This window comes from Pedobacter heparinus DSM 2366 (assembly GCF_000023825.1).
Taxonomy (GTDB): Bacteria; Bacteroidota; Bacteroidia; order Sphingobacteriales; family Sphingobacteriaceae; genus Pedobacter; species Pedobacter heparinus.
This window is the reverse complement of sequence record NC_013061.1, coordinates 4,990,500-5,013,305: the sequence shown is the minus strand read 5'-3', so window position 1 is coordinate 5,013,305 and position 22,806 is coordinate 4,990,500. Positions and strand designations below refer to the sequence as shown.

Here is a 22,806-nt window from a genome sequence, read left to right as displayed (position 1 = left end):
TTCAATTAGTTGCGGCTAATTTAAACTTTTATAATGATTTTTTTGTTGTACATCACCCATAGAATCACAAGCCAGAACAAAATAAAACTAATGGCCCAGGCCAGCGAGGCATTGATGGGCGAAAAAGATGCCGCAAAGCCTGAATACAACCAGGACTGAAGGTTCATATCCGATCCGTTGGACCCCTTAACTGTAATCATGCGGAATATTCTGGGGATCAGACCGGATAAAAAGAAAACCGTAATTGCATTTACTCCATATACCACAAATGGCTTGGTAAAACGGTTGTATTGCTGAACGTCGATGATCCAATAACATAAAGAGAGGATCATCGTGGCCAGGCCACCCGTATAAAGTACAAATGAACTGGTCCATAAAGATTTATTGATCGGGAACTGAAGGTCCCAAAGCAGGCCTAAAGCTACAGCGGCACATCCTGTACAAAACAACCAGGAAATTTTTGTTGCGGCATCCACATCTTTGCGCTTTAAATACACGCCAACCAAGATTCCGAACAGTCCGGTTGCAATAGCGGGCAGGGTACTCAGTATGCCTTCCGGATCCCATGTTTTGGCCGATTTCCATAAATGGGCTTCTGTAAGGATGCTCCTGTCCAGCCAGGCCCCTAGATTGGTTTCTTTCTCCAGGTTGGCATAGCCGACCCCGGGTACCGGAATAAAGGTCATTAAAGCCCAGTAAACGGCCAGTATAGCTAATAAAATTTTAAAGATATTTTTCTCTGTGTTTTTAAGGAAGATAATGGCTGAAATCAAGAACACTACCGCAATACGTTGCAATACACCCGGAATGCGTACCTGTTGAAACGCTTCAAGAGGTGCTGTAAAAACTTTAGGGAAAAGGGATAAAAACAAACCCAGTCCGAATAGGATCGATGCCCTTTTTAAGGCCTTAACAATAGTTTTACCATGAGATGAAGGATCGGCTTTTTTACCGCCCATTGCATAGGCGATAGACACCCCCACAATAAACAGGAAAAATGGGAAAATCAGGTCTGTTGGCGTACAGCCATTCCATTCAGCATGTTCAAGCGGGGCATAAATATGGCCCCAGTCTCCGGGATTATTAACCAGGATCATCGCGGCAACGGTAGCACCCCTGAAAAAATCAAGGGATAATAATCTTACTGGCTTATCCAGGGCTGTTTGAGCTGTCATAAAAATGATTTTAAACAAAAAATCCGCTATCGCCTAAGCAATAGCGGATATAAATATAATAAATATAACTAAAACTTATAGCGGACAAAAGCCTCCATCGCTTCATATTCTGCCAAACCTAAACTGTCATAAGCCTGGGCGGTTTCTCTGTTCCTGTCTTCGGCACGTTGCCAGAATTCCCTTGCATCATCACCAGGGAATACTGCCCTGTCTTTTTGAGACTGGTGTTTGAAAATAGCAAATTTCTTGCGTTCAACTTCCTGCGGACTAAGCGGCACGGCCATTTCAATTTCATAGGTCTCAAACTCCTGCCACGCGCCGCGGTACATCCATAACCAGCAATCTTTAACCCAGGCCTCCGTTTTCGAAAGGCGTCTTAAGGCTTCCAGAATGATGTTAAAACAAACAATGTGTGTACCATGCGGATCCTCAAAGTCACCAGCAGCAAATACCTGGTGTGGTTTTACCTTTTGCAGTAGCTCCATGGTCAATACCACATCCGCATCGGTAACCGGGTTCTTCTGGCTTTTGCCGCTTTCATAAAATGGCAATGCCATGAAATGAATGTGGTCGTCTGCCAAACCACAATAACGTGCGCCGGCAATGGCTTCACCTTTTCTGATCAGCCCTTTTACCGTTTGTATTTCTGGTGTGTCGATCTGGTTGGGTTTCTTTTGCTCAATAAAAGAACGCATGTTTTGGTACAGTTTCTTTAACTCAGCTGTTTCAAGCCCCATTTTCTCTGAGAAATCGATGTTAAACTCTACAAAACGCAGGGCATCATCATCCCATACTGCGGTATTACCCGAAGTTTGGTACGCTACATGTACGTCTTGTTGCTGATCTACCAGGCGTATAAATGTCCCGCCCATAGAGATCACATCATCATCAGGATGTGGAGAGAAAATGATAGAGCGTTTTTTAGCAGGCTCTGCTCTTTCCGGTCTTTGTGAGTCATCTGCATTAGGTTTACCACCCGGCCAGCCCGTAATGGTATGTTGCAGTTTATTAAATATATGAATATTGATGTTGTAAACAGGGCCCTGTTCAACAGCAAGCTGTGCCATACCGTTATTGTTGTAGTCATCTTCGGTAAGTTTGAGCACGGGTTTTTTAAGCGTATTGGCTAGCCAGATCACCGCTTTCCTGGTCAGCTTTTCATCCCAGATGCAATCCTTAACCAACCATGGTGTATCAAAACGTGTCAGTAAGGAAGCGGCATCTTTATCTAAAATAAATTCAACATTATCAGATAGCTGTAAATAGGTTGCTGGTACCTCACTCGAGATTTCTCCTTCAACGGTCTTCTTAATAATGGGTGCCTTTTTCTTGTTCCAGGCCATCAGAATGATTTCCCTGGCTTTAAAAATGGTACCTACCCCCATGGTAATAGCTTTTGTGGGAACAAAAGATTTACCGCCAAAATCTCTGGCCGCATCACGTCTGGTCAGGTCGTCCAGTGTAACCAGGCGTGTGCCTGAGTTAGGTGCAGAGCCAGGTTCGTTGAATCCGATGTGACCTGTACGTCCGATACCGAGGATCTGTATGTCCAGTCCTCCAAGGTCTCCAATCTTTTTCTCATAATTCAGGCAAAATGCAGGGATCTCCTCTAAGCTCAATGTACCATCAGGAATGTTTACGTTTTTCTTATCGATATCGATATGATCAAACAGATTTTCATTCATGAAAGTAACATAGCTCTGTGCAGCGTTCGGTTGCATAGGGTAGTACTCATCAAGGTTAAACGTTACTACGTTTTTAAAACTTAAACCCTCCTCCCGGTGCATTCTAACCAGCTCAGCATACACAGCAATAGGGGTTGCGCCTGTAGCCAAACCCAAAACTGCCTGGGCATTGTTTTTTTGTTTTTCTTTAATGAGGTTCCCGATCCGGTGGGCAACACTTAAAGATGCTTCTTTGGGGTTTTCAAAGACAGAAACAGGCAGTTTTTCAAAGCGAGTTTCTTCCAGAAGATTTAATCTAGCCATTTTTTGTTCTTAAATTTTGTACGGAGCAGTAAATATAGGTACTCTGCTGACTTTATCAAATTTTTTAAGAAGTATATCCCACTTATTTATCGGATGTTTTGCTGCGCAAACGGTTGAAAAGAAATAGAAAACCATTTTCGTTTGTTACCTTGCGGTAGAAAAATGTTTACAAAATGAACGCAACCTGGGAAAAGTTTTTTCAAATTATTCAGCAGCCGGAACGGTTAATCATAGGCCTCATGTCGGGTACTTCAATGGACGGCTTAGATATTGCTTTATGTGCAGTGAGAGGTAGCGGAACGGCAACCCAGGTAAGACTGGTAGAATTTAAAACAGTTTCCTATAGTAATGAATTTAAGGCGGAGGTAAAATCTATTTTTTCAAAAAGGGATGCTGATCTGCAAATGGTATGCCTGATGAACGAGAAAGTAGGTTTGCTGCATGCTGAATTGATTCTTGAGGCCATTGCTTCCTGGGGTTTAAAGCCATCAGATATTGATGTAATAGCGAGCCATGGGCAGACGATTTTTCATGCGCCGAAATCTTTGCATAGACTGGATGATTTTCCGAATGCAACTTTGCAAATAGGGGACGGCGATCATATTGCGGTTAAAACAGGTATCATTACCATTGCCGATTTCAGGCAAAAACATATCGCCGCTGGCGGAGAGGGGGCACCTTTGGCTGTTTATGGGGATTACCTGCTTTTTTCTAAAAAAGGAGAAGACCGCATTATGCTTAATATAGGTGGCATTGCCAATTTTACCTATTTGCCGGGCGACAATGATGCGGCTAAGGTTTTTTCGACTGACGTAGGGCCCGGAAATACATTGATGGACCAGTTTGTACAGCAACATTATAAAGGCTTGTATTATGATGGGGATGCCCGGATTGCGCGTGCTGGAATGGTAAACGAACAGCTTTTAGCAGAGCTGATGCAATCCGAATTTCTGCACGCAGCCTTTCCTAAAACGACAGGTCCGGAACTTTTTAACCTCGAATATCTGGCGCAGGCACAGGCCAGGTCTAAAACAGAGCATATCAGTAAAGAAGATATCATGGCTACGCTCTGCAGGTTTTCCGCTGATGTGATCATCAATGCCATTGAAAAATGTTTCGGAAAAGCAGAAACACCTTCAATCTTTATCAGTGGCGGAGGTATGCATAACCCATTGTTGTTGAAACAGCTTAAAACAGCGCTTAACAATGCCAGTTTCTTTTCAACAGATGCACTGGAAATAAATCCCGATGCCAAGGAAGCCGTACTTTTTGCCGTCCTGGCAAATGAAACCATGGTTGGCGGTAAAACCAATTTTGGGGATAGGGAAGGCGTGCCTTCAGTATTTATGGGAAAAGTTTGTTTGCCAGAATAGTCATTTCTGAGTAAAATATTTGGTTAGATAGCCGATTTTAATGTATCTGTAAAGTCTTCACCCTATATGGATTAAGTTCTATTGCTTCAGGTTCAAGCTCTGTGATCAGGTAGTCTATATTTTCTAATGAAGCGACCTTTAATCTTAATGAGATGTTCAGTTTTTCTGAAATACACAGAATTGCTGCTCTTTTTGAGGAACTGAAAATGGCTTTTTTAAGCTGATTGATTTCCCAGTCTGTATCAGTTAATCCATCTTGCGGGTGTATGGCACTGGTTCCCAGCAGGCAAAGATCGGCATTGATCTCCGAGAGCTGGTTGATGACATGGCCCCCATAAGTTACCTGCGAATTTTTGGAAAATAAACCTCCTATAAGAATAACTTCGACTCTGGTATACTTAGATAGCTCTATAGCTACAAAAGGACTAATGGTAAAAAATGTAGCAGTTAAATTTTCTGGTAAGCGTTTTACCAACTCTATAATGGATGTTCCGCCCCCGGTCAGAATCACCATCCCATCCTTGATGAGCTGTAACGTCTTTTTAGCAATAATGATTTTAGCGTCTTTCGCATAAACTTCGCTGTCGTCAAAAGAAGATTGGTAAGACTTGGACAGTGCACCGCCATGAACTTTTGAAAGCTGTCCCCATTCTGCCAACTCCTGGAGGTCCCGTCGGATCGTATCCTCTGAAACGTTTAATAACTGTACAAGATCTGATGTGAGTACGCGGTTATGCAAATTGATCTGGCGCATCACAAAATCATGGCGTTCCTTTTTAAGCATTGGTTTAATTTTTTGGCTAAAATGGTTAAAATTTCGTATATAAAACCTGCACGTGTTTTTGCGTGTTTTTGCAGAGTTTGTCCGGCTTTCGATAAAAATATTTGTATTTTAAGATAAAAATAGTATTATATTTTGTAATAATGTGAAAACTATTTATGATATTTATTCTAGGTTTTGTTTTTATGCATGTAATTGCGTGTTTTAAAAATCAGACCAGCTAATGCTAACTAAACTAAAAAAGCTTTTATGAAAAGAAAACTACTATTACTTTTTGTGGGCATTTCTTTGTTGTTTACGCAAACGTTTGCGCAACAAATTACAGTAACCGGTATGGTTACGTCATCAGGTGACGGGTTGCCCATACCCGGAGCTTCTGTAAAAATTAAAGGAACCCAGATTGGTACCCAGACCAAAGCTAGCGGAACCTATTCTATCAGTGCAAAAAAAGGAGATGTACTGGTCTTCTCTTACATCGGCTCCTTAACACAGGAAAGAACAGTTAGCGGGACAACTCTTAATGTAGTCCTTAGAGAAGATGACAAGGCGCTTAATGAAATTGTTGTGGTGGGTTATGGTACGCAAAGGAAAGCAAACCTGACCGGTGCAGTTACTTCTATCGATGTAAATAAGACCCTTTCTGGGCGGCCTATTGCTGATGTTGGAAGAGCGCTGCAGGGGGTTGCGTCAGGATTAAGTGTGGTTGTTCCAAGCGGAGAGGTCGGCTCAGATCCGCTGATTAAGATCAGGGGGCAGATTGGATCATTCAGAGGTACCGCACAGCCATTAATTTTATTGGATAACGTTGAGATACCCAGTATTCAATTGGTTAACCCTGCTGATATTGCCAGTATTTCTGTGTTAAAGGATGCTGCTGCTTCATCTATTTATGGTGCCAAAGCCGCATTTGGGGTAATACTGATCACTACAAAGACAGGCTCAGGCTCTGACAAGCCTACCATCACTTATACCAATAACTTTTCTTTCCAGAATCCATGGAAAGACCTGAGGATGGGTGAGGTTAGTGCCTTAAAATATACGGTGGATGCTGCTGAGCGTATTGGCACATTTACACCTACAGGAGCATTTTATTATGTAGATCGTGCCAGCTATCAAAAAGCAGTAGAATGGCAGAATAAGTATGGGGGTACAATAGGTTCCAATGATCCTACAGTTTTTGGAAGAGATTGGTACGTGCAGGGGCCAGATAACCAGAAGATGGGGGTGAGGACCTATAATCCATACGACTTGATGGTTAAAGAGTGGGCGCCAACCCAGCAGCATAACCTGTCAATTGGTGGTACCACAGGTAAAACCAGTTACAATATTGGCTTGGCTGCATTGAACCAGAGCGGTATGATGAAACCTGCCAAATCGGATAAATTTACCCGGTATAATGGTTCGGTAAAAGTTTCAAGTGAACTTAACGATTACGTTACGGTTCGTGGAGGAGCTATTTTCTCTCAAAGAAACAAGGAGTATGCCTATATCACCAACTCTACTACCGCCGATCCATGGTTGTATCTTTACCGTTGGGGCCCGTTATATCCGTTTGGTAATGATGAAAATGGAGACCCGATACGAAGTCCTGCAAGCGAAGCTGCTGCGGCCAATACAGCCAATATTCTGCAAACTTATTTTAACGCGAATGCGGGTGCTACAGTTAACATCACAAAAAACTGGAAAGTAGATTTTGATTACACCTATTCCAGACAAGATACAGCCTGGCGGCGTCCGGGTACCAGGTATACTGCCAGAAACTCCTGGGTTGCGCCCAGAGCCAGGGTAGATGCAAGTGGACAACCTGTTTATGTGAACTCAGAGGGCCAGGTAGTGTCTAGTACTACTCCTGGTGCTATCCGTGCATTTGATCTTTTAAAAGAAACCTATACTGCTTCAGGATCTAACCCGGACCACATGTACAGATTTGTGGGTAACTGGTATAGCCATACGATTAATGCTTTTACTACTTATAACCTGAAATTAAAGGAAGACCACGATTTTAAATTTATATTAGGTTTAAACCGGGTTGCTGTTACCAATGAGTCGCAGTTTACGCAGATTACAAACCTTACAGATATCTCAAATCCTCAGTTTAATTTCGCGGCAGGTACCACTACAGGTGGGGGAAATTTGTATAAGGAGGCGCAACTTGGCTATTTTGGCCGTGTCAATTATGCCTTCAAAAATAAATACCTTTTGGAAGCCAACTTACGTTATGATGGAACCTCTAAGTTTCCGCGTGACTTATGGTGGCGGTGGTTTCCATCTTTCTCTGCAGGATGGGTAGCCAGCGAAGAACAATTTATGGAGTGGGCTAAACCTTCCCTGTCTATGTTAAAGGTAAGGGGCTCCTGGGGTTCTATCGGAGATCAGACCGTGTCTCCGGGCTTGTACATCTCTCAAATGCCTAATGGACTTTCTAACTGGATCAGTGGCGGAATACGTGCACCTTTTGTTGGAACGCCAACAGCCGTACAGTCTTCTATTACATGGCAGGATATTGAAACTAAGAATCTTGGTCTGGACCTGGGCTTCTTTAATAATAGTTTGACTGCAACTGTTGATGTTTATCAGCGGAAAACAAAAAATGCCATTGTTCCTAAGGAAGGGATCCCGCTTACTTTTGGTGTGACTGCGCCGGTTGGTAATTATGGGGAGTTAAGTACTAAAGGTTTAGAATTGGCTGTTGAATATAACCATAAGTTTGGAAATGGTGTTGGAATTAATGTCCAGGCCAATTATACGGATGCAAAAACTACCATTACCAAGTATGGTACGCTTACCGGGGTGAATGACAATTATGTAGGCCGAACCATTGGTGACATCTGGGGATACCGCACAGATCGGTTGTTTCAACTGAGCGACTTTGACCTGGATGCCAACGGAAAGCCTCAGTTGATTACTTTAACTGCTGCTGAAAGTGCTTTGAATGCTGGTAAAAAAGCTTATAAATTAAAACCTGGGCCTAATGGTGAGAAGCCGGTTTATCAGCCATTTCTGCAAACCTCTTCAAACTTTTATTTTGGACCTGGGGATGTTAAGTTTGTGGATGTAAATGGGGATGGTGAAATCAGCAATGGAAAAGGATTGCTGGCTGATCATGGCGACCAGGAGATTATTGGTAATGCCAATCCCAGATATGAATATGGTTTCAGATTAGGGGCCGACTATAAAGGATTTGACATCAGTGCTTTCTTCCAGGGTGTAGGCAGTCGTAAGATCTGGGGAGATGGGTTCCTGGCCATTCCTGGCTATAACTCTTCTGATGGTGCAATGCCGGCAGCCTTTTCTGAAAATTACTGGACTCCAGAAAATACCGGTGCTTTTTATCCGGCAGCCTATAATAACGGAGCTAGTAATAACGCAAATAACATGCAGATTCAGGATCGGTACCTGTTAAATATGGCCTATCTGAGGCTTAAAAACTTAACTTTGGGTTATTCATTCCCACCTGCTTTATTGAAAAAGATAAGTTTAAGCTCGCTTAGGGTATATGCAGCTGTAGAGAACTTAATCACATGGGATAAACTTGGAGACCTGCCTATCGATCCGGAAGCGATCAACGGTTATTCTATGTGGAACATTTCCAATTATAACTCGGGTCGTACAGCCACAGGGGTACCTGCTTTTAAAAGTATATCGTTTGGTGTTCAATTAAACTTTTAATACATAGAGATATGAGATATTTTAGATATATATATAGCCTGGTTACAGTAACAGTTTTATTTGTTTCTTGTAATAAAGAGGTGTTAGACAGACCTCCACAGTCTTCTTACAGAAATGATAATTTCTGGAGGAACGAAGATGATCTTCGTTTGTATGCTAATGGTTTTTATGCCAATTATTTTAATGGATATAATACCAGTTTTACTGTTGATTATACACCGGTAAGGGGATACACATTTTCAGATGACCTGACCAGTAAAAACGTACAGGCAGCTTTTGAAAGCAGTGTGCCAACTACAAGAGGGTCTACATCCGAAGTTGCAGATTGGTTAGGTACGTATGCGGGCCCTACCTGGGATTTCGCCTGGGTCCGTAAGGCGAATCTGTTCCTTAACCGGATAGATAATGTTACCAAGCCAAATCTTTCTGATGATGCCTATAAACACTGGACTGCGGTGGCAAGGTTTTTCCGTGCATATGAATACTGCCGTTTGGTAAGTGTGTTTGGGGATGTGCCTTATTTTGATAAGGATATTGAAGAGAGTGACCTGCCTACCATGTACAAAGACCGAGATGATCGTGGTTTGGTTATGGACAAAGTATACGACGACTTCAAATATGTAATGGCAAATATGCGTGAAAGCGATTTGAATGTGCAGAACCTGAACAGGTACGTTGCGGCTTCTTTTATATCCAGATTCATGTTGTTTGAGGGAACTTTTCAGCACTATCATAACCTGGATGCGGCAAGGGCAAAAAAATACCTGGAGTTTGCAGTGGAGGCGGGGAATTATGTGATGGCGGGAAAATGGACATTTGGCAGTGATTATAAAGCCTTGTTCTCTTCAGATAACCTGTCAGGTAACCCCGAAGTTATTTTTTATAGAACATACGATGCTGGTTTGGGTATCATGCATTCCATTGGCTCCTATAATAATGGCACAGAGGTGCCGGGTGTAGATGCGAACCTGGTGTTTATTAAGTCGTTTATTGTTAATGACGGTAAGGTATGGCAAAATTCGGCAGTGCCTAATGCAAGTTCATTTGCCATTGCTGATCTGGTAAAAACCAGAGACCCAAGGTTTGAAGCTTCATTTATTGACAGGGCGCTAGGAACTTCAGCAACGTTATTGTATAGTTTTAAATATGCATCCAGAGAGGCCATTACCTATATTGGTAAGAGTTATCCCGCTGCCTGGGGCAGTAATACCAATACCAGTGATGCGCCTGTAATGCGCTTAGGTGAGGTGGTATTGAACTGGATAGAAGCAAAGGCTGAACTGGCAACATATTACGGTGGTGCTGCAGTTGGCCAGGGTGATATCGATAAATCAATTAATGCTATTCGCAACCGTCCGGTAGATGCTGTTGCTGTTGGAAAAGGCGTGGTAAAAACAGCGCCATTAAGTTTGGCCGCTTTGCCCACTGATCCTGCACGTGATGGAGATGTACCAGCTTTAATCTGGGAAATTCGTAGGGAAAGAAGAATGGAGCTGATGTTGGAACATTCGCGTTTACTTGATCTGAAGCGTTGGAAAAAATTGAGTAATATGAACTTTACCAATCCTGATTACTTAATGGGACCATGGGTAAATGTTCAGGCAGAGGTTCCTGCTTTTCTGACTGCAGCAAATGCGACTGCAAAAACAGTAAAAGTAAGAAAGCTGGACGGAACTGTTGTTACCTATGATGGCACCAATGCGGCCGCAATGGTGGGTTTCTGGATGGTAACCGGCGCAGCGAATAGAAATGCTTTTACCGATCGTGCTTATCTTGCCCCGGTTGGGCAAACGCAGATTGTTCAGTATCAGGAAAAAGGTTATAAATTAACGCAGACCAAGTTGTGGTAATCCCTGTTTTTTGTTAATGCTTGAAATGAGGGTGCCTGGGAAGGCACCCTTTTTTGTTTGACGCGGGCAGCTTGGTCAGCCCTGATTGTCTCAACATCTATTTGCCATTAATAAATCAGACCCTGTATCACACTCTTACTGATCAGCTCGGCTGTATTTTTACAATTGGATTTCATTAAAATGTTTTTCCGGTGTTTTTTGACCGTTAGTACCGCGATGAACAGATTTTCAGCAATCTCATTGTTGTTCAGCCCCTGGGCAATCAACCTGATAATTTCCATCTCCCGTCTGGAAAAAGCTGGCAGGTCATGAATGGATTTGTCCAAAGACATATCCATAAACGAAGGTTCCCCGTTTAAACCAATCAATGAGATTTGGCGGGTATTGAACTTACTGAGGTGGTCTATCCGGGTGTGGATGTTCAATGACTTTCCTGAGCGCCCGTTCTCGTCCAGTGTGAGCAGCAAAGCCTGGTGATTAAGCAGCACATATTCTCCGTTTTTCATCCTGCTTCTAAAACTATAGCTCATTTTATAACTAAGCAATCTCTCAGGAGGGATCTTTTCCTGAAAAAACCGGTGAAGAAAAGACTCTGCATTGGCAACAAATTCTATATCATCCGGATGGATCGTGTTTAATATATCATCAAAAGTCACCGTTTGCGGATTCAGGCCATGTATATCGGCAATTGAATGACTGACATGAGAAAGTACCATGTCATAAAAATCAATGATATAATAATAGAATGGTCCGGTGCTGACAATGGAATTGGTTAAGTCATCGAAACTGATTTTTGGAGCATCTGTGTTTTGAAAAGCCCTGCTAGACATCCAAACATCATGAAGTTTTTGTAGATCGGTATTCATTTAATCCTGAATAATATTTTCAGCTACTAATTAACTCAATAATGTGCAATAGTCAAAAAAAGAAACAGTATCTAAGTTCACCACCAAAAGTAGGAAATCACCAATTTCATTGGAATATGCAGAGATTGTAAAAATATGAGTGTAGTTGTATGAGTAGGGATTGTTTGAGCTGCTTGTTGTTAACTATTTTCGAAAGTTTAGGTTAACTTAAATGTGATTTTTTCTTTAACTTGCAGTGAAAGTTTTACTTATCTGTTGAATTTAAACATTAACGCTTTTAATCGCTCTTGTTTTGTTAGGTATGCCAAAAATTTATGATGAAAGTACTATAATTAAAATAATCTTATCTATTCTTTTATTTTCCTCTGTCTTTTACAGTCATTTTTTTTTCGATGGGTTTTCCAGCACAAAAAATCTCGTTTTTTTGTTTGGTATAATTGCACTGTTGTCCGTATTTATAATTGTGCAACCGACTTATAGGTCCAACAAGAGGGAAATAAAATATATTACATTGTTTATTATCATATTTTCTGGAGTCTCAATTTTAATAGAACTGATACGTGATACTTCCCTGATCAATGATATTCTTTTTAATGTTGATCTGTTTCTTTTAATTTATATAATTATGCTTATCTATATATTTAATGATAAAAGATATCGATTTTTTTTAATAGTGCTTTCATTGTTACTGACTACAACTCTGTCAATAATAGGCCTATTGCAATGGATAGATGTTTTCCCAACTTACAGTCCGTTGTTTAAAATTACAGGGACATTTCTCAATCCAGGGCCGTACACGTGTTTATTGTCAATGTTGATGACGATACCAATAACAATTCTGTTCCATGCAGATAATAGCTTGATTGAAAAGTTAGCCCCGTCTTTCAACGGCAAGACAGGAATGCTATTGTTGAAAGGACTTTTGTTTGTAAGCATTCTGGTTATTGCTGCATGTAATATTCGCACTGCACTTGCTGTTATATTTATAGTTCCTTTAGCTATTTTTTTTAACCTGAAATTTCAAAAAACATCTTATTCTATTAAGAGCTATCTATTCGTGTTTTTGGTGTTATCTGTTTTAATTACTGCATTGTTAGCTTTTTTATATAAGAAGGATTCGTCTACGGGGAGGTTATTGATTTGGAAAGTGGCACTTACAGAGCAGCCTGTAGATGTCATTTTTGGAGGAGGTTATGAGTATTTCGAACACCATTATAATGTAATACAAGGACGGTATTTTGCCAGGGAAAATGTTAATCCAAATTCAAAAGAAGCAAAATTGGCTGGAAATGTTACATACGCTTATAATGAATTTGTTGAAGTATATATTAATTATGGTTTGATTGGATTGCTGTTTTGTATTTCATTAATATTTTTTGTGATCAAAGCATACTATAGTAACTATGATTCATCCAATACATTGCTTCATATTTCTTTTTATGTGCTACTGTCGGTTTTCATACAAAGCTTTGTTTCTTATCCATTTAGCATGCTTGGCAGTAAAATAGTTTTTGTTTCTTTTTTAGCTCTATTTATAAGTGAGATAGAAAAATCCAATAAAGTAATTATCATTTTGTCAAAATCCTGGATGATTACTTTACAGATTTCATTGATGTTTATTGTTGGGTGGGCCACATGGAATTTAGTTGAAAATGCTTCTGCTCTTAGTGCCTGGAAAACTGCTGATGATAACATGAAAAGAAATAATCAGGTCGATAATGCTATGAATGTGCTTCAATTGCAATACCCCACTTTGTATTCTAATGGGCCATTTTTAGTATATTATGGGCGTTGTTTGTTCTTAAACGGTCAATATGACCTAGCAATCGAGATACTTAATCAAGCAAAGGGTTATTCATCAGATCCAATCGTATATTATACCTTGGGGCAATCTTATTCATTTTTAAATGATCGAAAAAATAGTGAGCTAAATTTTAATTTAGCTATAAATATGACCCCAAATAGATTGTATCCAAGATATCTGCTTATGCAGCATTTTATAAGAAATAAAGACAACAAAATGGCCGTGTATACAGCAAATAGCATTTTGAACATTGAAGATAAAATAACATCTTCAGCAACTTTAGAGATAAAAGAAATTGCAAAGCACTATATTCATGTTAATAATTTGAAATAATATTTCTTAATGTGCTATATGTTGTTATCTTTGGTAAAGAATGCTCTTTTCAAGTGTATTTATGTTTAAGTTAAAAAATCTAATAATTAACCATAAATCAAAATCAAATGAAAAAACTAAATCTCTTTTATGTTGCTACATGCATTGTGGCAATTTGTGCTATTTCTGCTTTTAAGTTTAAAGCAGACACTTACACCAGTTATAATGGTAATGTAACTTTGGCTAGTTTAGAAAAGGTAACAAAAAGTACTAATGGTTGTAGTTACTATATGGAAGAGCCTGGAGCTAGTTGTTGGTATGATTCCGATCAAGGAGAAATGGAATGGGTTTGTGACTCAATAGCGGGTGAAGTATTTTGCGATTGGGTGCCAGTCATGAGCCCAACACCCGGAGTAATTTACATATGCACTGTAACAGATAAACCGAATTCATGCGAATACAGTTTAGACTGTCATCCTTATTGATGGAAATGCGATTTTCTTTAGAATTCAGTAGAATTATAATTATTTGCTTTCTCCAATTTTTTATAATTGGCTGTTTTAGTGGGGCTAACAATAAAAGTGTTAGCCCCACTCTATCGCTTCAATATGACGATAAGGCACATCATATTGTTAAAAAGTCATTATTTAAAAATGGGAAAGTTAATATTGATCTATCTGAGGAAGGTAAAAAGCTTAAGATAACAGAAATACTGGGGAGTTATAAATACGTTATTCTAGAAACGTTACCAGAATCTCTTCTGGGCTCAATTAGTAAAGTTTTATTGAAAGATAGACGCATTTTTGTGTTGGATTACAAAATGTCTAAGGCCGTATTCGTTTTCGATATAAATGGTAAATTCATTTATAAAGTAGCACCAAAAAAATCGGATTTATATATGCCATTAGATATTTGCCTTGTTGAGAAAAATTTATATATTTTAAGTGAAGGAACTGTTAGTAAATATAGTGTTGAAAATGGGGAGTTAATAGAAACATTTAATTTGCCATTTAAGGCAATTAGTTTTGCACCTGTAGAATCAAAAAATGAAACTTTTAACTTCTTTGTTAACAAAAATGCAAATACAGGTATAGGGCTTAATCTTGACTTTGAATTCTTTACTCTTGATTTGAATAAAAGAAAGATTTTAAAAGAACAAATAAGGTCTACAAACCGTGATGCGGCGACGTTTGCTCTATTTAATTTTTTTTATAGAGACAAAGAAACCTTTTTTACCAAAACAAATGTGGATACGGTATTTGAAGTAAAAACTGATTCAATTGTTCCAATATTGAATATTAAATTTGAGAAGAGTAAAGCTGTGAAATCAGCTTCTAATTCCTTGCTATGTAATTTTATGGCAACACCTAAATTTTATTATTGTTCTCGTGTAACTGAAGGTAAACTATATCATATTTACATCAATCGACAAAACAATAGATTTGTCAAAGTGAAATTAATAATTGATAATCGGTTTCTTGGCAGTTTTAATTCAACACCTGTAGGAGCTAGTGGTGAGGATTTTATTTTCTTAATAGATCCGGCAGCTCTAAAATACAATTTGGCAAAACACAAAGATAAAGGTGACTCTTTATCTATAACAAAGCTTTTTAAAGATGCTTGTGGGTTAGAAAGCGAAGTTAAAAGAACCGATAATCCAATATTAGTATTTGCAAAACCTAACTTTTATGAATAGGAATCTATTTTGGGTAATGTTGGCCGTAACAATTATATCGGCATGCACATGTATTGCAATTTATTTGCATTTTCAAGTTTTGCGAAGTGAAAATCAGACGAGAACAAATAGACTTGAAGCTTTGAATCAAATTTTCACTCATAATTTTCAAAACTTTAATAGATTGGTATTAAGGTATGCCAATACAAAAGTGCCGTCAAATGCCATCCTTGTTGATAGCAATGGAAAGGAATCAGAATTTAGAGATTTGTTTGGCTCAGGTAAGCGCATTGTATTTTACTTTTCAGAAAGGAACTGTGACGTATGCGTTAAAAGTGAACTGAGGAAGTTAAAGAATATGATTGCACGGGATATAATGATCGAAAGAAGCCTACTGGTAATTTCCAAATATAACCTTGAAAGATCTTTGAAGGCATTCAAGATTTCCAATAAATTCGATTTTGAAATTTATAATGTTAGAGATGACGGCCTGTTGAATGATGTAGGTTCACCGTTTTATTTTATTATTGATAAAGAGTATTTATATAAGGAAATGTTATTTCCTTTTAAGGATCTTCCTAATATTACCGAAATGTATATTAATGAAATGAAAAAAAAATATTTAACACAGGTTAAAGTTCATTAAGATATTAGTCTAAAGGATGCTTTTCTTAAGGGAGTTTAGGAAAGCATCCTTTTTTCTAAAGTATCTGTAGCGTTTTTACCCTATAAGCATTAAGTTCTTCGGCTCCTGGATCCAGCTCTGTAACCAGGTAATCTATATTATCCAGGGAAGCCACTTTTAACCTTAACGAAGTATCCAGTTTTTCCGAAATGCACAGAATAGCGGCTCTTTTTGAAGAGCTGAACATGGCTTTTTTCAGTTGGTTAATTTCCCAATCGGTATCTGTTAGTCCGTCCAACGGGTGTATGGCACTGGTACCCAGCAGGCAAAGGTCGGCATTGATCTCTGAAAGCTGGTTGATAACATGCCCTCCATAAGTTATCTGCGAGTTTTTCGAAAATAAACCACCTATAAGGATCACCTCTACTCGGGGATATTTTGCCAGTTCTATGGCTACAAAGGGGCTGATGGTAAAGAAGGTTGCATTTAAATTTTCGGGGAGTTGTTTTACCAGCTCTATAATAGAGGTTCCTCCCCCTGTTAAAATGACCATTCCGTCTTTTATTAAGGGAATGGTTTTCTTCGCGATGAGGATTTTGGCATCCTTGGCATAAACTTCACTATCGTCAAAAGAAGATTGATAAGATTTTGAGAGCGCACCACCATGTACCTTAGAAAGCTGGCCTTTGTCTGCCAATTCCTGAAGGTCACGCCGGATGGTATCTTCAGAGACATTGAGCAATTGAACAAGGTCAGATGTAAGCACACGGTTGTGTAAGTTGATCTGGCGCATTACAAAGTCGTGCCTTTCTTTTTTGAGCATAAAATATTTTTTAGCTAATGTAAATAAAATATCATTAAAACAAAATGCAGGAGTTTGCGCATTTGTGCGAGGTTGACGGCAGCTAAAAGTTTAAAATACTTTATTTTTTATTGTTTTTTGTAAGAAACTTTTATGATCTTTACTAAAGCGTTGCATTTCTGCGGGTTATTGCGGTATTTGTTGATGCTAAAAAACCAACCAACCCAACCATCAAACTAACAAAACGTATGCTTTCGGAGGCGTTCCGACTAAAGAAACAATTAACCAAAACATATCAAAAACTAAAAATTAACTAAACCAACCCAAATCACTACCACACTACTAAACTAAATTGACAATTATGAAAAAAAAATTACTCATGTTATTCATGGGGACTTTTTTGTTGGTGTCACATGCCATGGCACAACAAATTACCGTTTCCGGTAAAGTAACTTCATCTGAAGATGGAGGTATTGTCCCTGGGGCTTCTGTTTTAATTAAAGGGACGAAGACGGCTACTCAAACAAATTCATCGGGTGTGTATACCATACAGACTAAGGCGGGGGACATCCTTGTGTTTAGCTACATCGGATTACTCCCTCAGGAAAGACCTGTTGGTGGTAGCTCAATAATCAACGTTGTTTTAAGCGCGGATTCAAAAGGGTTGAATGAAGTTGTGGTAACTGCCTACGGTATTGAACGGGATTCCAAATCACTAGGTTATTCTACACCTAAAGTGAGTGGAGATGAGGTTTCCCAGACACAAAGAGAATCCTTTTTCAGTGGTTTACAAGGACGTGTTCCAGGCTTATCTATCAATCCGACCAGTGGTGATCCCGGTGCATCATCGCAAATTGTATTGAGGGGCTTTGTATCAGTAAGTGGGGATAACAGCCCACTGATTGTAGTTGATGGGTTGCCTATTGACAATTCAATTATCAACCAGACCAATGATCTGATAGGAGGGGCACCCAACCGTAACTCGGATTACTCCAATCGTGCTGGTGACATTAACCCAGCAGATATTGAAAGTTATACCATATTAAAAGGGCCAGAAGCAACAGCATTATATGGTAACCTTGGAGCTAGTGGGGCTATTCTGATTACGACTAAAAAAGCAAAAGCAGGAAAAGGAAGTATTAACTACAGTACAAACTTTAACGTTTCTAGTGTAGTTAATATGCCAGAAGTACAAACCAAATACAATCAGGGACTGAATGGAATATATGCTTCCAATACAACAGTTTATGGTGGTCCGGTATATCCTGAAGGAACCAAGCTTTATAATAATTTTGATGCGTTCTTTCAGAATGCAATTTCGCAGCAGCAAAACCTTTCTTTTGAAGGAGGTACTGAAAAATATACCTATCGTTGGTCCAATCAATATGCCACGTTTAATGGTACGGTGCCCAATACAAACCTGGATAAGTTTTCTTCACGTTTAACTGCGGAAGGAGAGATTGCTCCCTGGTTAAAATTAACAACGTTTTTTAACTATATCAATAGTAAGAATGTGAAGCCAACTAAAGGTGTTTCTGGCTACCTGTCTACTTTACTGCGTTTTCCTCCAAGATATGACATCAATTACTGGCAGGATGAACTAGGTAACAGGGTGTTGCGTGTGGCTGATATTTATAGTGAATTTGACAACCCTTTTTGGACAGCCTATAAGAATACGTCAACGGATGAGACAAACCGTTTTATGATGAACAATACTTTTCGTATCAGGCCAACTAAGTGGTTGAATATTAATGTAACGATGGCCGCAGATGTCTCTAACACAGCTGGATTGCAGGCTTTTAACGGACAGTCTTATGCAGGTTCAGGTTCTGCTGATGATCCTGCTTTGGGAAGAATCACAACTTATGACCGGAAAACCAGGATACTGAATGGCTCTGTTGTTGCCTCAGCAAATCATAAAATCGGGAACTTCAGTACCACATTTGTACTAGGTGGGAATATAGGTGATAATTATATCAATACGAACTCAATATATGGGGAAAAAATGTATGATCCTAACTTCTATAGTATCAACAATACATTGCCTACTACACAGAGAGCACGTAATTCTATCAATAATTATAGAACTGTTGGTGCATTTGCCCAGGCGGTTTTAGGTTACAATTCGCTTGTTTATTTAACACTTTCAGGAAGGGTTGATGGTGCTTCACGTTTGATGCCAAATGACCCATATTTTGCCTACCCTTCTGCCAGTTTTGCTTTCAATTTTACTGATCTTAAGTATTTCAAGGAAATTGACTGGATAACAGGTGGTAAGCTTAGGGCTTCGGTAGGTATAACAGGTAAAGAGCCCTGGAGAACTTATGCTGTTTTAACCAATTTAACACCAAGAACATCGAGTGGAGGTGGCTTTTCTTATGATTATAACGGAGGAAACCGTAAGCTTAAGCCCGAAACAACAATTAATTGGGAAACCGGGTTTGACTTGAAAATGTTTAAAGACAGACTGAGTTTAGATTTTACCTACTATCGTTTATTGAGTAAGGATCAGATCATTCAGCCACGAATCAGCTACGCAACGGGTTATGTCTTACGGATGCTGAATGGAGGTGAGGTACGGAATCAGGGGGTTGAAATTCAGGTGATGGGTACACCTATCCAAAGAAAAGATTTTGGCTGGGATGCGACATTCAACTTTGCGCTGAACAGGGGTAAGGTAATTTCTATTGCTGATGAACTGCCGGAATTGTATGATTCGGATACTTGGGTACTTGGTGGCTTGAGGTCTGCGGTATTTCCTGGGGCAAGTATGACTGCCATTGGAGGTATACGTTTTGACAGGAACAATAATGGGGATATTTTGATCAATCCGGCTACAGGTCTTCCGTATACAACTGGTGAAAACTATGAAGTGATTGGTGATCGTCAGCCAAAATTTACATTTGGAATAACAAATAATATCAGGTTAAAAAGCTTTAATCTTTCCTTTTTGTGGGATTTCCGTATTGGGGGAGATATTGTAAATGGTACCGAATACGTAAATTATACACGTGGTATAAGCACCAAGACTCTTGATAGAGAAGAACCACGAGTAGTAAAGGGCGTGTTAAAAGACGGCTTGGAAAACACAAACAACCCAACGCCAAATGCAATTGCTGTTACCCCGTATCTGAATTCACTATATTATACTACGAATGTTTCCGCAGAGATGTTTGTTGAAAAGAACATCAATACAATTCGTTTAAGGGACATTAGCTTAAGCTATGTTATTCCAAAAACAGTTTTTAAGCGGTTGCCTTTTCTGCAAAGTGCAAGTGTGTTTGTAACGCTAACGGATGTGGTGTTGTTTACCAACTATTCAGGAATGGATCCTGAAAGTAATTCAAACAATGCCTCTCTCGGTGGAGCAGGTGGGATGGGAATAGACTATTATAATATGGGTCGCCCTTTAACAGCAAACTTTGGTTTGAAATTGAAACTTTAAAAGCATAAAGTAATGAAGACGATAAAAAAACATAAAATAGTTCTGTTTATGTGTGTTGTGTTAATGACCACTGCAGGATGTAAGAAATTTTTGGATATCAATAAAAATCCCTCAAATCCGCAGATAGCAAAGGCGGAGTTTTTGATTTCCCGTTTGATTTTTCAAATGGCCAATGGAACCTCTCAGGATTATATGCAGCTGATGAGGTTGACACAAAATTTTACAAGTGCCACAGCTAATGATTTGTATGAGCGCCACGGTTTTCCAGCCTCTCCTTCAGATGTAACTGGGGTAATCTGGCGGATGAATTATGCCGACCTTGGACTGAATATTGAAGATATGATCAATGATGGGCTTGAAAACAAAAAATATGAATATGTTGGAATGGGGTATGCAATTAAAGCTTGGGGGTTCCAGATGACTACAGATATGTATGGTGATATAGTATTGGATGAGGCTTTTAATCCTACTGCCTTGACCTTTCGTTATCAAAATCAAAAGGAAGTTTATGAAAGGGTACGGGAATGGAGTGCTTTGGCTATAAAATATCTGAATATGGAAAGTCCTGTAAATTATAAACCTGTGCTTGCTGGTGCTTCGGGAGATTTCATGTACAGAGGTGATATGAATAAGTGGAAAAAATTTGTTTATGGAAACTTGGCGCTTCATTATAGTCACCTGGTTAATAAGCCTAATTTTACTTCAACCTATGCGGATAGCGTAATTAAATATGCGGATCTGTCTTTTGTCAATACTTCAGAGGATGCAACGGTGAAGTTTACTGCGAGCGGTTCCGATGATGGGTGTGTGTTGGGTGCCGATTATGGATTGATTACTGCGTCAAGGATTTCAACTACAATTTTAAGTCTCCTGACTGGTGGGGTAAGAGGCGTGCCCGCTGTTGACCCAGTGACATCCGTTGATCCAAGGCTGAGCCGTATGCTTACACCTGCGCAGACAACGATTAGTACCCCTGCATTTTACTACAGGGGAAATATACCAACCAAAGGAACTGTCGCGGTAACGGGTGTGCCTGTGACACCTTATGTATTGGGTACTTTTACAGGAAGTACAATTGGTGGTTATCCGGGAAAATACCTTTTTAGTAATACCTCTCAATATCCATTGATGAGTTATGCTCAACTACAATTCGCTAAAGCTGAGGCCTTGTTTATAAAGGGAGATAAACCCTCGGCCCTCATCACTTACCAGGGAGCAATCCGGGCACATATGACATTTGTCAATACCTATGGAAATGCTGGTGCAGATTTTAAAGTGATAACCCCTGCTGAAATTGAGCCCTATATGGCTTCTGCTGAAGTTGCTCAGGATGTGAGCCAGCTTAAATTATCCGATATTATGAATCAGAAATATATAGCGCAATGGGGTTGGGCAGGATTGGAGCAGTGGTGTGATTTAAGAAAATACCATTATGATGCTACAGTATTTACGCAGTATTATCAATTGACAGGGACAGAGTTTGCACCCAATAATGGCAACAAGTACGCTTATCGTTATCGTCCGCGTTACAATTCTGAATATATCTGGAATAAAAAAGAAATAGAGCGTATAGGTGGATTGGCACCGGATTACAATACTAAAGAGACCTGGTTTAGTACTACTGAAAATTAAAAACTATTGTCATGAAAATATTTAGAAATTTATTAATTATATTTTGTTCGCTACTATTTTTATCCAGTTGCCAGAAGACTGTTGGAGATTATGGCGACGTTCGGAAATTTGGTGATGAACAGCCTCTGATTAAAATTAACTACGCTTCTCCTTATAAAGATGACAGGATGGTTATAGTGAAGTTTAACGGTAGACGGGTAACTTCCCAGATCCAGAACCGTACACCTTTTCCCGGTGGGGGATACAATACGCGTGGAGATGTTAGAGCTGATTACCTGACAGTTGACCCTGGGCAGGTGAAGGTTACTGTTGCAATGCCATTCAAGAAAGATAATGGGTTGGACTCATTAGAGTTATATAATACCACCATAAACATTGAAAGCGGCAAAAAATATGTTATACATATTGCGGATACGGCTAAGTTTACAAAGTCTGTACTTACGGAAGAAAATTTCTTGAAACCCGATTCCGGCTATGCGGTATACCGCTTTATTAATTTAATGCCAAATGTGCCTGCTGTAGACTTGTATTATGGGCAAAGTGCAACTGATAATGCAGCAGATAAATTGGTGGCAGGAAATATTGGTTATCTGCAAATCAGCAATTACATTACGTTGAACCGATATGCTGGAAGAACCTGGAAAATTCGTCCGGCTGGAGCAGCGGTTACGACAGCTACGGTTTTAGCAAATTATACCAGTGCCAGTTCATTATTAAATCAACGTACATATACTGTATATGCACACGGATATGCAGGGATGTCCTCTGCTACAGAAAAGCCTTATGTGTCCTTTTTCCACATCAGGTAG

Annotated in this window: 15 protein-coding genes; 10 read left to right on the top strand and 5 right to left on the bottom strand. The window is 39.5% G+C overall.

From position 1 onward, the window contains the following. Positions 1–20: 20 nt before the first annotated feature. Complete coding sequence (locus tag PHEP_RS20660; protein WP_015809942.1) at positions 21–1,175, bottom strand: acyltransferase family protein; 1,155 nt, start codon at positions 1,173–1,175, stop codon at positions 21–23. A 68-nt stretch (positions 1,176–1,243) separates the two neighbouring features. Then, positions 1,244–3,163, bottom strand: coding sequence for a glucosamine-6-phosphate deaminase (gene nagB / locus PHEP_RS20655; protein WP_015809941.1), 1,920 nt, complete (start codon positions 3,161–3,163; stop codon positions 1,244–1,246). 173 nt (positions 3,164–3,336) lie between these two features. On the opposite strand from nagB, the gene PHEP_RS20650 reads away from it, so the two are divergent. Then, positions 3,337–4,536 carry an anhydro-N-acetylmuramic acid kinase gene (locus PHEP_RS20650; protein ID WP_015809940.1) on the top strand — a complete coding sequence of 400 codons (1,200 nt, stop codon included), beginning with the start codon at positions 3,337–3,339 and terminating at the stop codon, positions 4,534–4,536. A gap of 37 nt (positions 4,537–4,573) precedes the next feature. Here the strand turns inward: PHEP_RS20650 and PHEP_RS20645 are convergent, their stop codons facing one another. Further along, on the bottom strand, positions 4,574–5,320 hold the full coding sequence (locus PHEP_RS20645; protein ID WP_015809939.1) for a DeoR/GlpR family DNA-binding transcription regulator: 747 nt from the start codon (positions 5,318–5,320) through the stop codon (positions 4,574–4,576). A 246-nt stretch (positions 5,321–5,566) separates the two neighbouring features. On the opposite strand from PHEP_RS20645, the gene PHEP_RS20640 reads away from it, so the two are divergent. Continuing rightward, positions 5,567–8,986: a SusC/RagA family TonB-linked outer membrane protein gene (locus PHEP_RS20640; RefSeq protein ID WP_015809938.1), complete on the top strand. Its 3,420-nt coding sequence runs from the start codon at positions 5,567–5,569 to the stop codon at positions 8,984–8,986. 11 nt (positions 8,987–8,997) lie between these two features. Beyond that, positions 8,998–10,836: a RagB/SusD family nutrient uptake outer membrane protein gene (locus PHEP_RS20635; protein WP_015809937.1), complete on the top strand. Its 1,839-nt coding sequence runs from the start codon at positions 8,998–9,000 to the stop codon at positions 10,834–10,836. Between the two features lie 107 nt (positions 10,837–10,943). On the opposite strand, the gene PHEP_RS20630 is transcribed toward PHEP_RS20635, so the two are convergent. Continuing rightward, positions 10,944–11,702: a LuxR C-terminal-related transcriptional regulator gene (locus PHEP_RS20630; RefSeq protein ID WP_015809936.1), complete on the bottom strand. Its 759-nt coding sequence runs from the start codon at positions 11,700–11,702 to the stop codon at positions 10,944–10,946. An 817-nt stretch (positions 11,703–12,519) separates the two neighbouring features. Here PHEP_RS20630 and PHEP_RS20625 point away from each other — a divergent pair. The 4 genes from PHEP_RS20625 to PHEP_RS20610 all read left to right on the top strand — a co-directional run bounded on the left by PHEP_RS20625 (position 12,520) and on the right by PHEP_RS20610 (position 16,139). Beyond that, a complete protein-coding gene (locus PHEP_RS20625; protein ID WP_162141677.1) occupies positions 12,520–13,839 on the top strand; it encodes a CDC27 family protein in 1,320 nt (439 codons plus the stop codon). A 107-nt stretch (positions 13,840–13,946) separates the two neighbouring features. Next, positions 13,947–14,303, top strand: coding sequence for a hypothetical protein (locus PHEP_RS22110; protein ID WP_015809934.1), 357 nt, complete (start codon positions 13,947–13,949; stop codon positions 14,301–14,303). Continuing rightward, positions 14,303–15,514, top strand: coding sequence for a 6-bladed beta-propeller (locus tag PHEP_RS20615; protein WP_015809933.1), 1,212 nt, complete (start codon positions 14,303–14,305; stop codon positions 15,512–15,514). The genes PHEP_RS22110 and PHEP_RS20615 overlap by 1 nt, the downstream gene beginning before the upstream one ends. Continuing rightward, the gene (locus PHEP_RS20610; RefSeq protein ID WP_143715785.1) at positions 15,507–16,139 is read left to right on the top strand and encodes a hypothetical protein; all 633 of its coding nucleotides are present in this window, start codon (positions 15,507–15,509) and stop codon (positions 16,137–16,139) included. Before PHEP_RS20615 ends, PHEP_RS20610 begins: the two co-directional genes overlap by 8 nt. 55 nt (positions 16,140–16,194) lie before the next feature. Here the strand turns inward: PHEP_RS20610 and PHEP_RS20605 are convergent, their stop codons facing one another. Further along, the gene (locus tag PHEP_RS20605) at positions 16,195–16,941 is read right to left on the bottom strand and encodes a DeoR/GlpR family DNA-binding transcription regulator (protein WP_015809931.1); all 747 of its coding nucleotides are present in this window, start codon (positions 16,939–16,941) and stop codon (positions 16,195–16,197) included. Positions 16,942–17,281: 340 nt separating this feature from the next. Between PHEP_RS20605 and PHEP_RS20600 the strand changes: the two genes are divergently transcribed. Genes PHEP_RS20600 through PHEP_RS20590 form a run of 3 tightly spaced genes read left to right on the top strand, consistent with a single transcriptional unit; the run spans position 17,282 to position 22,806 of the window. Beyond that, the gene (locus PHEP_RS20600; RefSeq protein WP_015809930.1) at positions 17,282–20,365 is read left to right on the top strand and encodes a SusC/RagA family TonB-linked outer membrane protein; all 3,084 of its coding nucleotides are present in this window, start codon (positions 17,282–17,284) and stop codon (positions 20,363–20,365) included. Positions 20,366–20,377: 12 nt separating this feature from the next. Beyond that, positions 20,378–21,997, top strand: a complete 1,620-nt coding sequence (locus PHEP_RS20595) for a SusD/RagB family nutrient-binding outer membrane lipoprotein (protein ID WP_015809929.1) — start codon at positions 20,378–20,380, stop codon at positions 21,995–21,997. 11 nt (positions 21,998–22,008) lie between these two features. Then, a complete protein-coding gene (locus tag PHEP_RS20590; RefSeq protein WP_015809928.1) occupies positions 22,009–22,806 on the top strand; it encodes a DUF4397 domain-containing protein in 798 nt (265 codons plus the stop codon).

Coding starts and splice junctions, on each gene's coding strand:
- PHEP_RS20660 (WP_015809942.1), bottom strand. CDS start 1,175: ATGACAGCTCAAACAGCCCTGGATAAGCCAGTAAGATTATTATCCCTT.
- nagB (WP_015809941.1), bottom strand. CDS start 3,163: ATGGCTAGATTAAATCTTCTGGAAGAAACTCGCTTTGAAAAACTGCCT.
- PHEP_RS20650 (WP_015809940.1), top strand. CDS start 3,337: ATGAACGCAACCTGGGAAAAGTTTTTTCAAATTATTCAGCAGCCGGAA.
- PHEP_RS20645 (WP_015809939.1), bottom strand. CDS start 5,320: ATGCTTAAAAAGGAACGCCATGATTTTGTGATGCGCCAGATCAATTTG.
- PHEP_RS20640 (WP_015809938.1), top strand. CDS start 5,567: ATGAAAAGAAAACTACTATTACTTTTTGTGGGCATTTCTTTGTTGTTT.
- PHEP_RS20635 (WP_015809937.1), top strand. CDS start 8,998: ATGAGATATTTTAGATATATATATAGCCTGGTTACAGTAACAGTTTTA.
- PHEP_RS20630 (WP_015809936.1), bottom strand. CDS start 11,702: ATGAATACCGATCTACAAAAACTTCATGATGTTTGGATGTCTAGCAGG.
- PHEP_RS20625 (WP_162141677.1), top strand. CDS start 12,520: ATGACGATACCAATAACAATTCTGTTCCATGCAGATAATAGCTTGATT.
- PHEP_RS22110 (WP_015809934.1), top strand. CDS start 13,947: ATGAAAAAACTAAATCTCTTTTATGTTGCTACATGCATTGTGGCAATT.
- PHEP_RS20615 (WP_015809933.1), top strand. CDS start 14,303: ATGGAAATGCGATTTTCTTTAGAATTCAGTAGAATTATAATTATTTGC.
- PHEP_RS20610 (WP_143715785.1), top strand. CDS start 15,507: ATGAATAGGAATCTATTTTGGGTAATGTTGGCCGTAACAATTATATCG.
- PHEP_RS20605 (WP_015809931.1), bottom strand. CDS start 16,941: ATGCTCAAAAAAGAAAGGCACGACTTTGTAATGCGCCAGATCAACTTA.
- PHEP_RS20600 (WP_015809930.1), top strand. CDS start 17,282: ATGAAAAAAAAATTACTCATGTTATTCATGGGGACTTTTTTGTTGGTG.
- PHEP_RS20595 (WP_015809929.1), top strand. CDS start 20,378: ATGAAGACGATAAAAAAACATAAAATAGTTCTGTTTATGTGTGTTGTG.
- PHEP_RS20590 (WP_015809928.1), top strand. CDS start 22,009: ATGAAAATATTTAGAAATTTATTAATTATATTTTGTTCGCTACTATTT.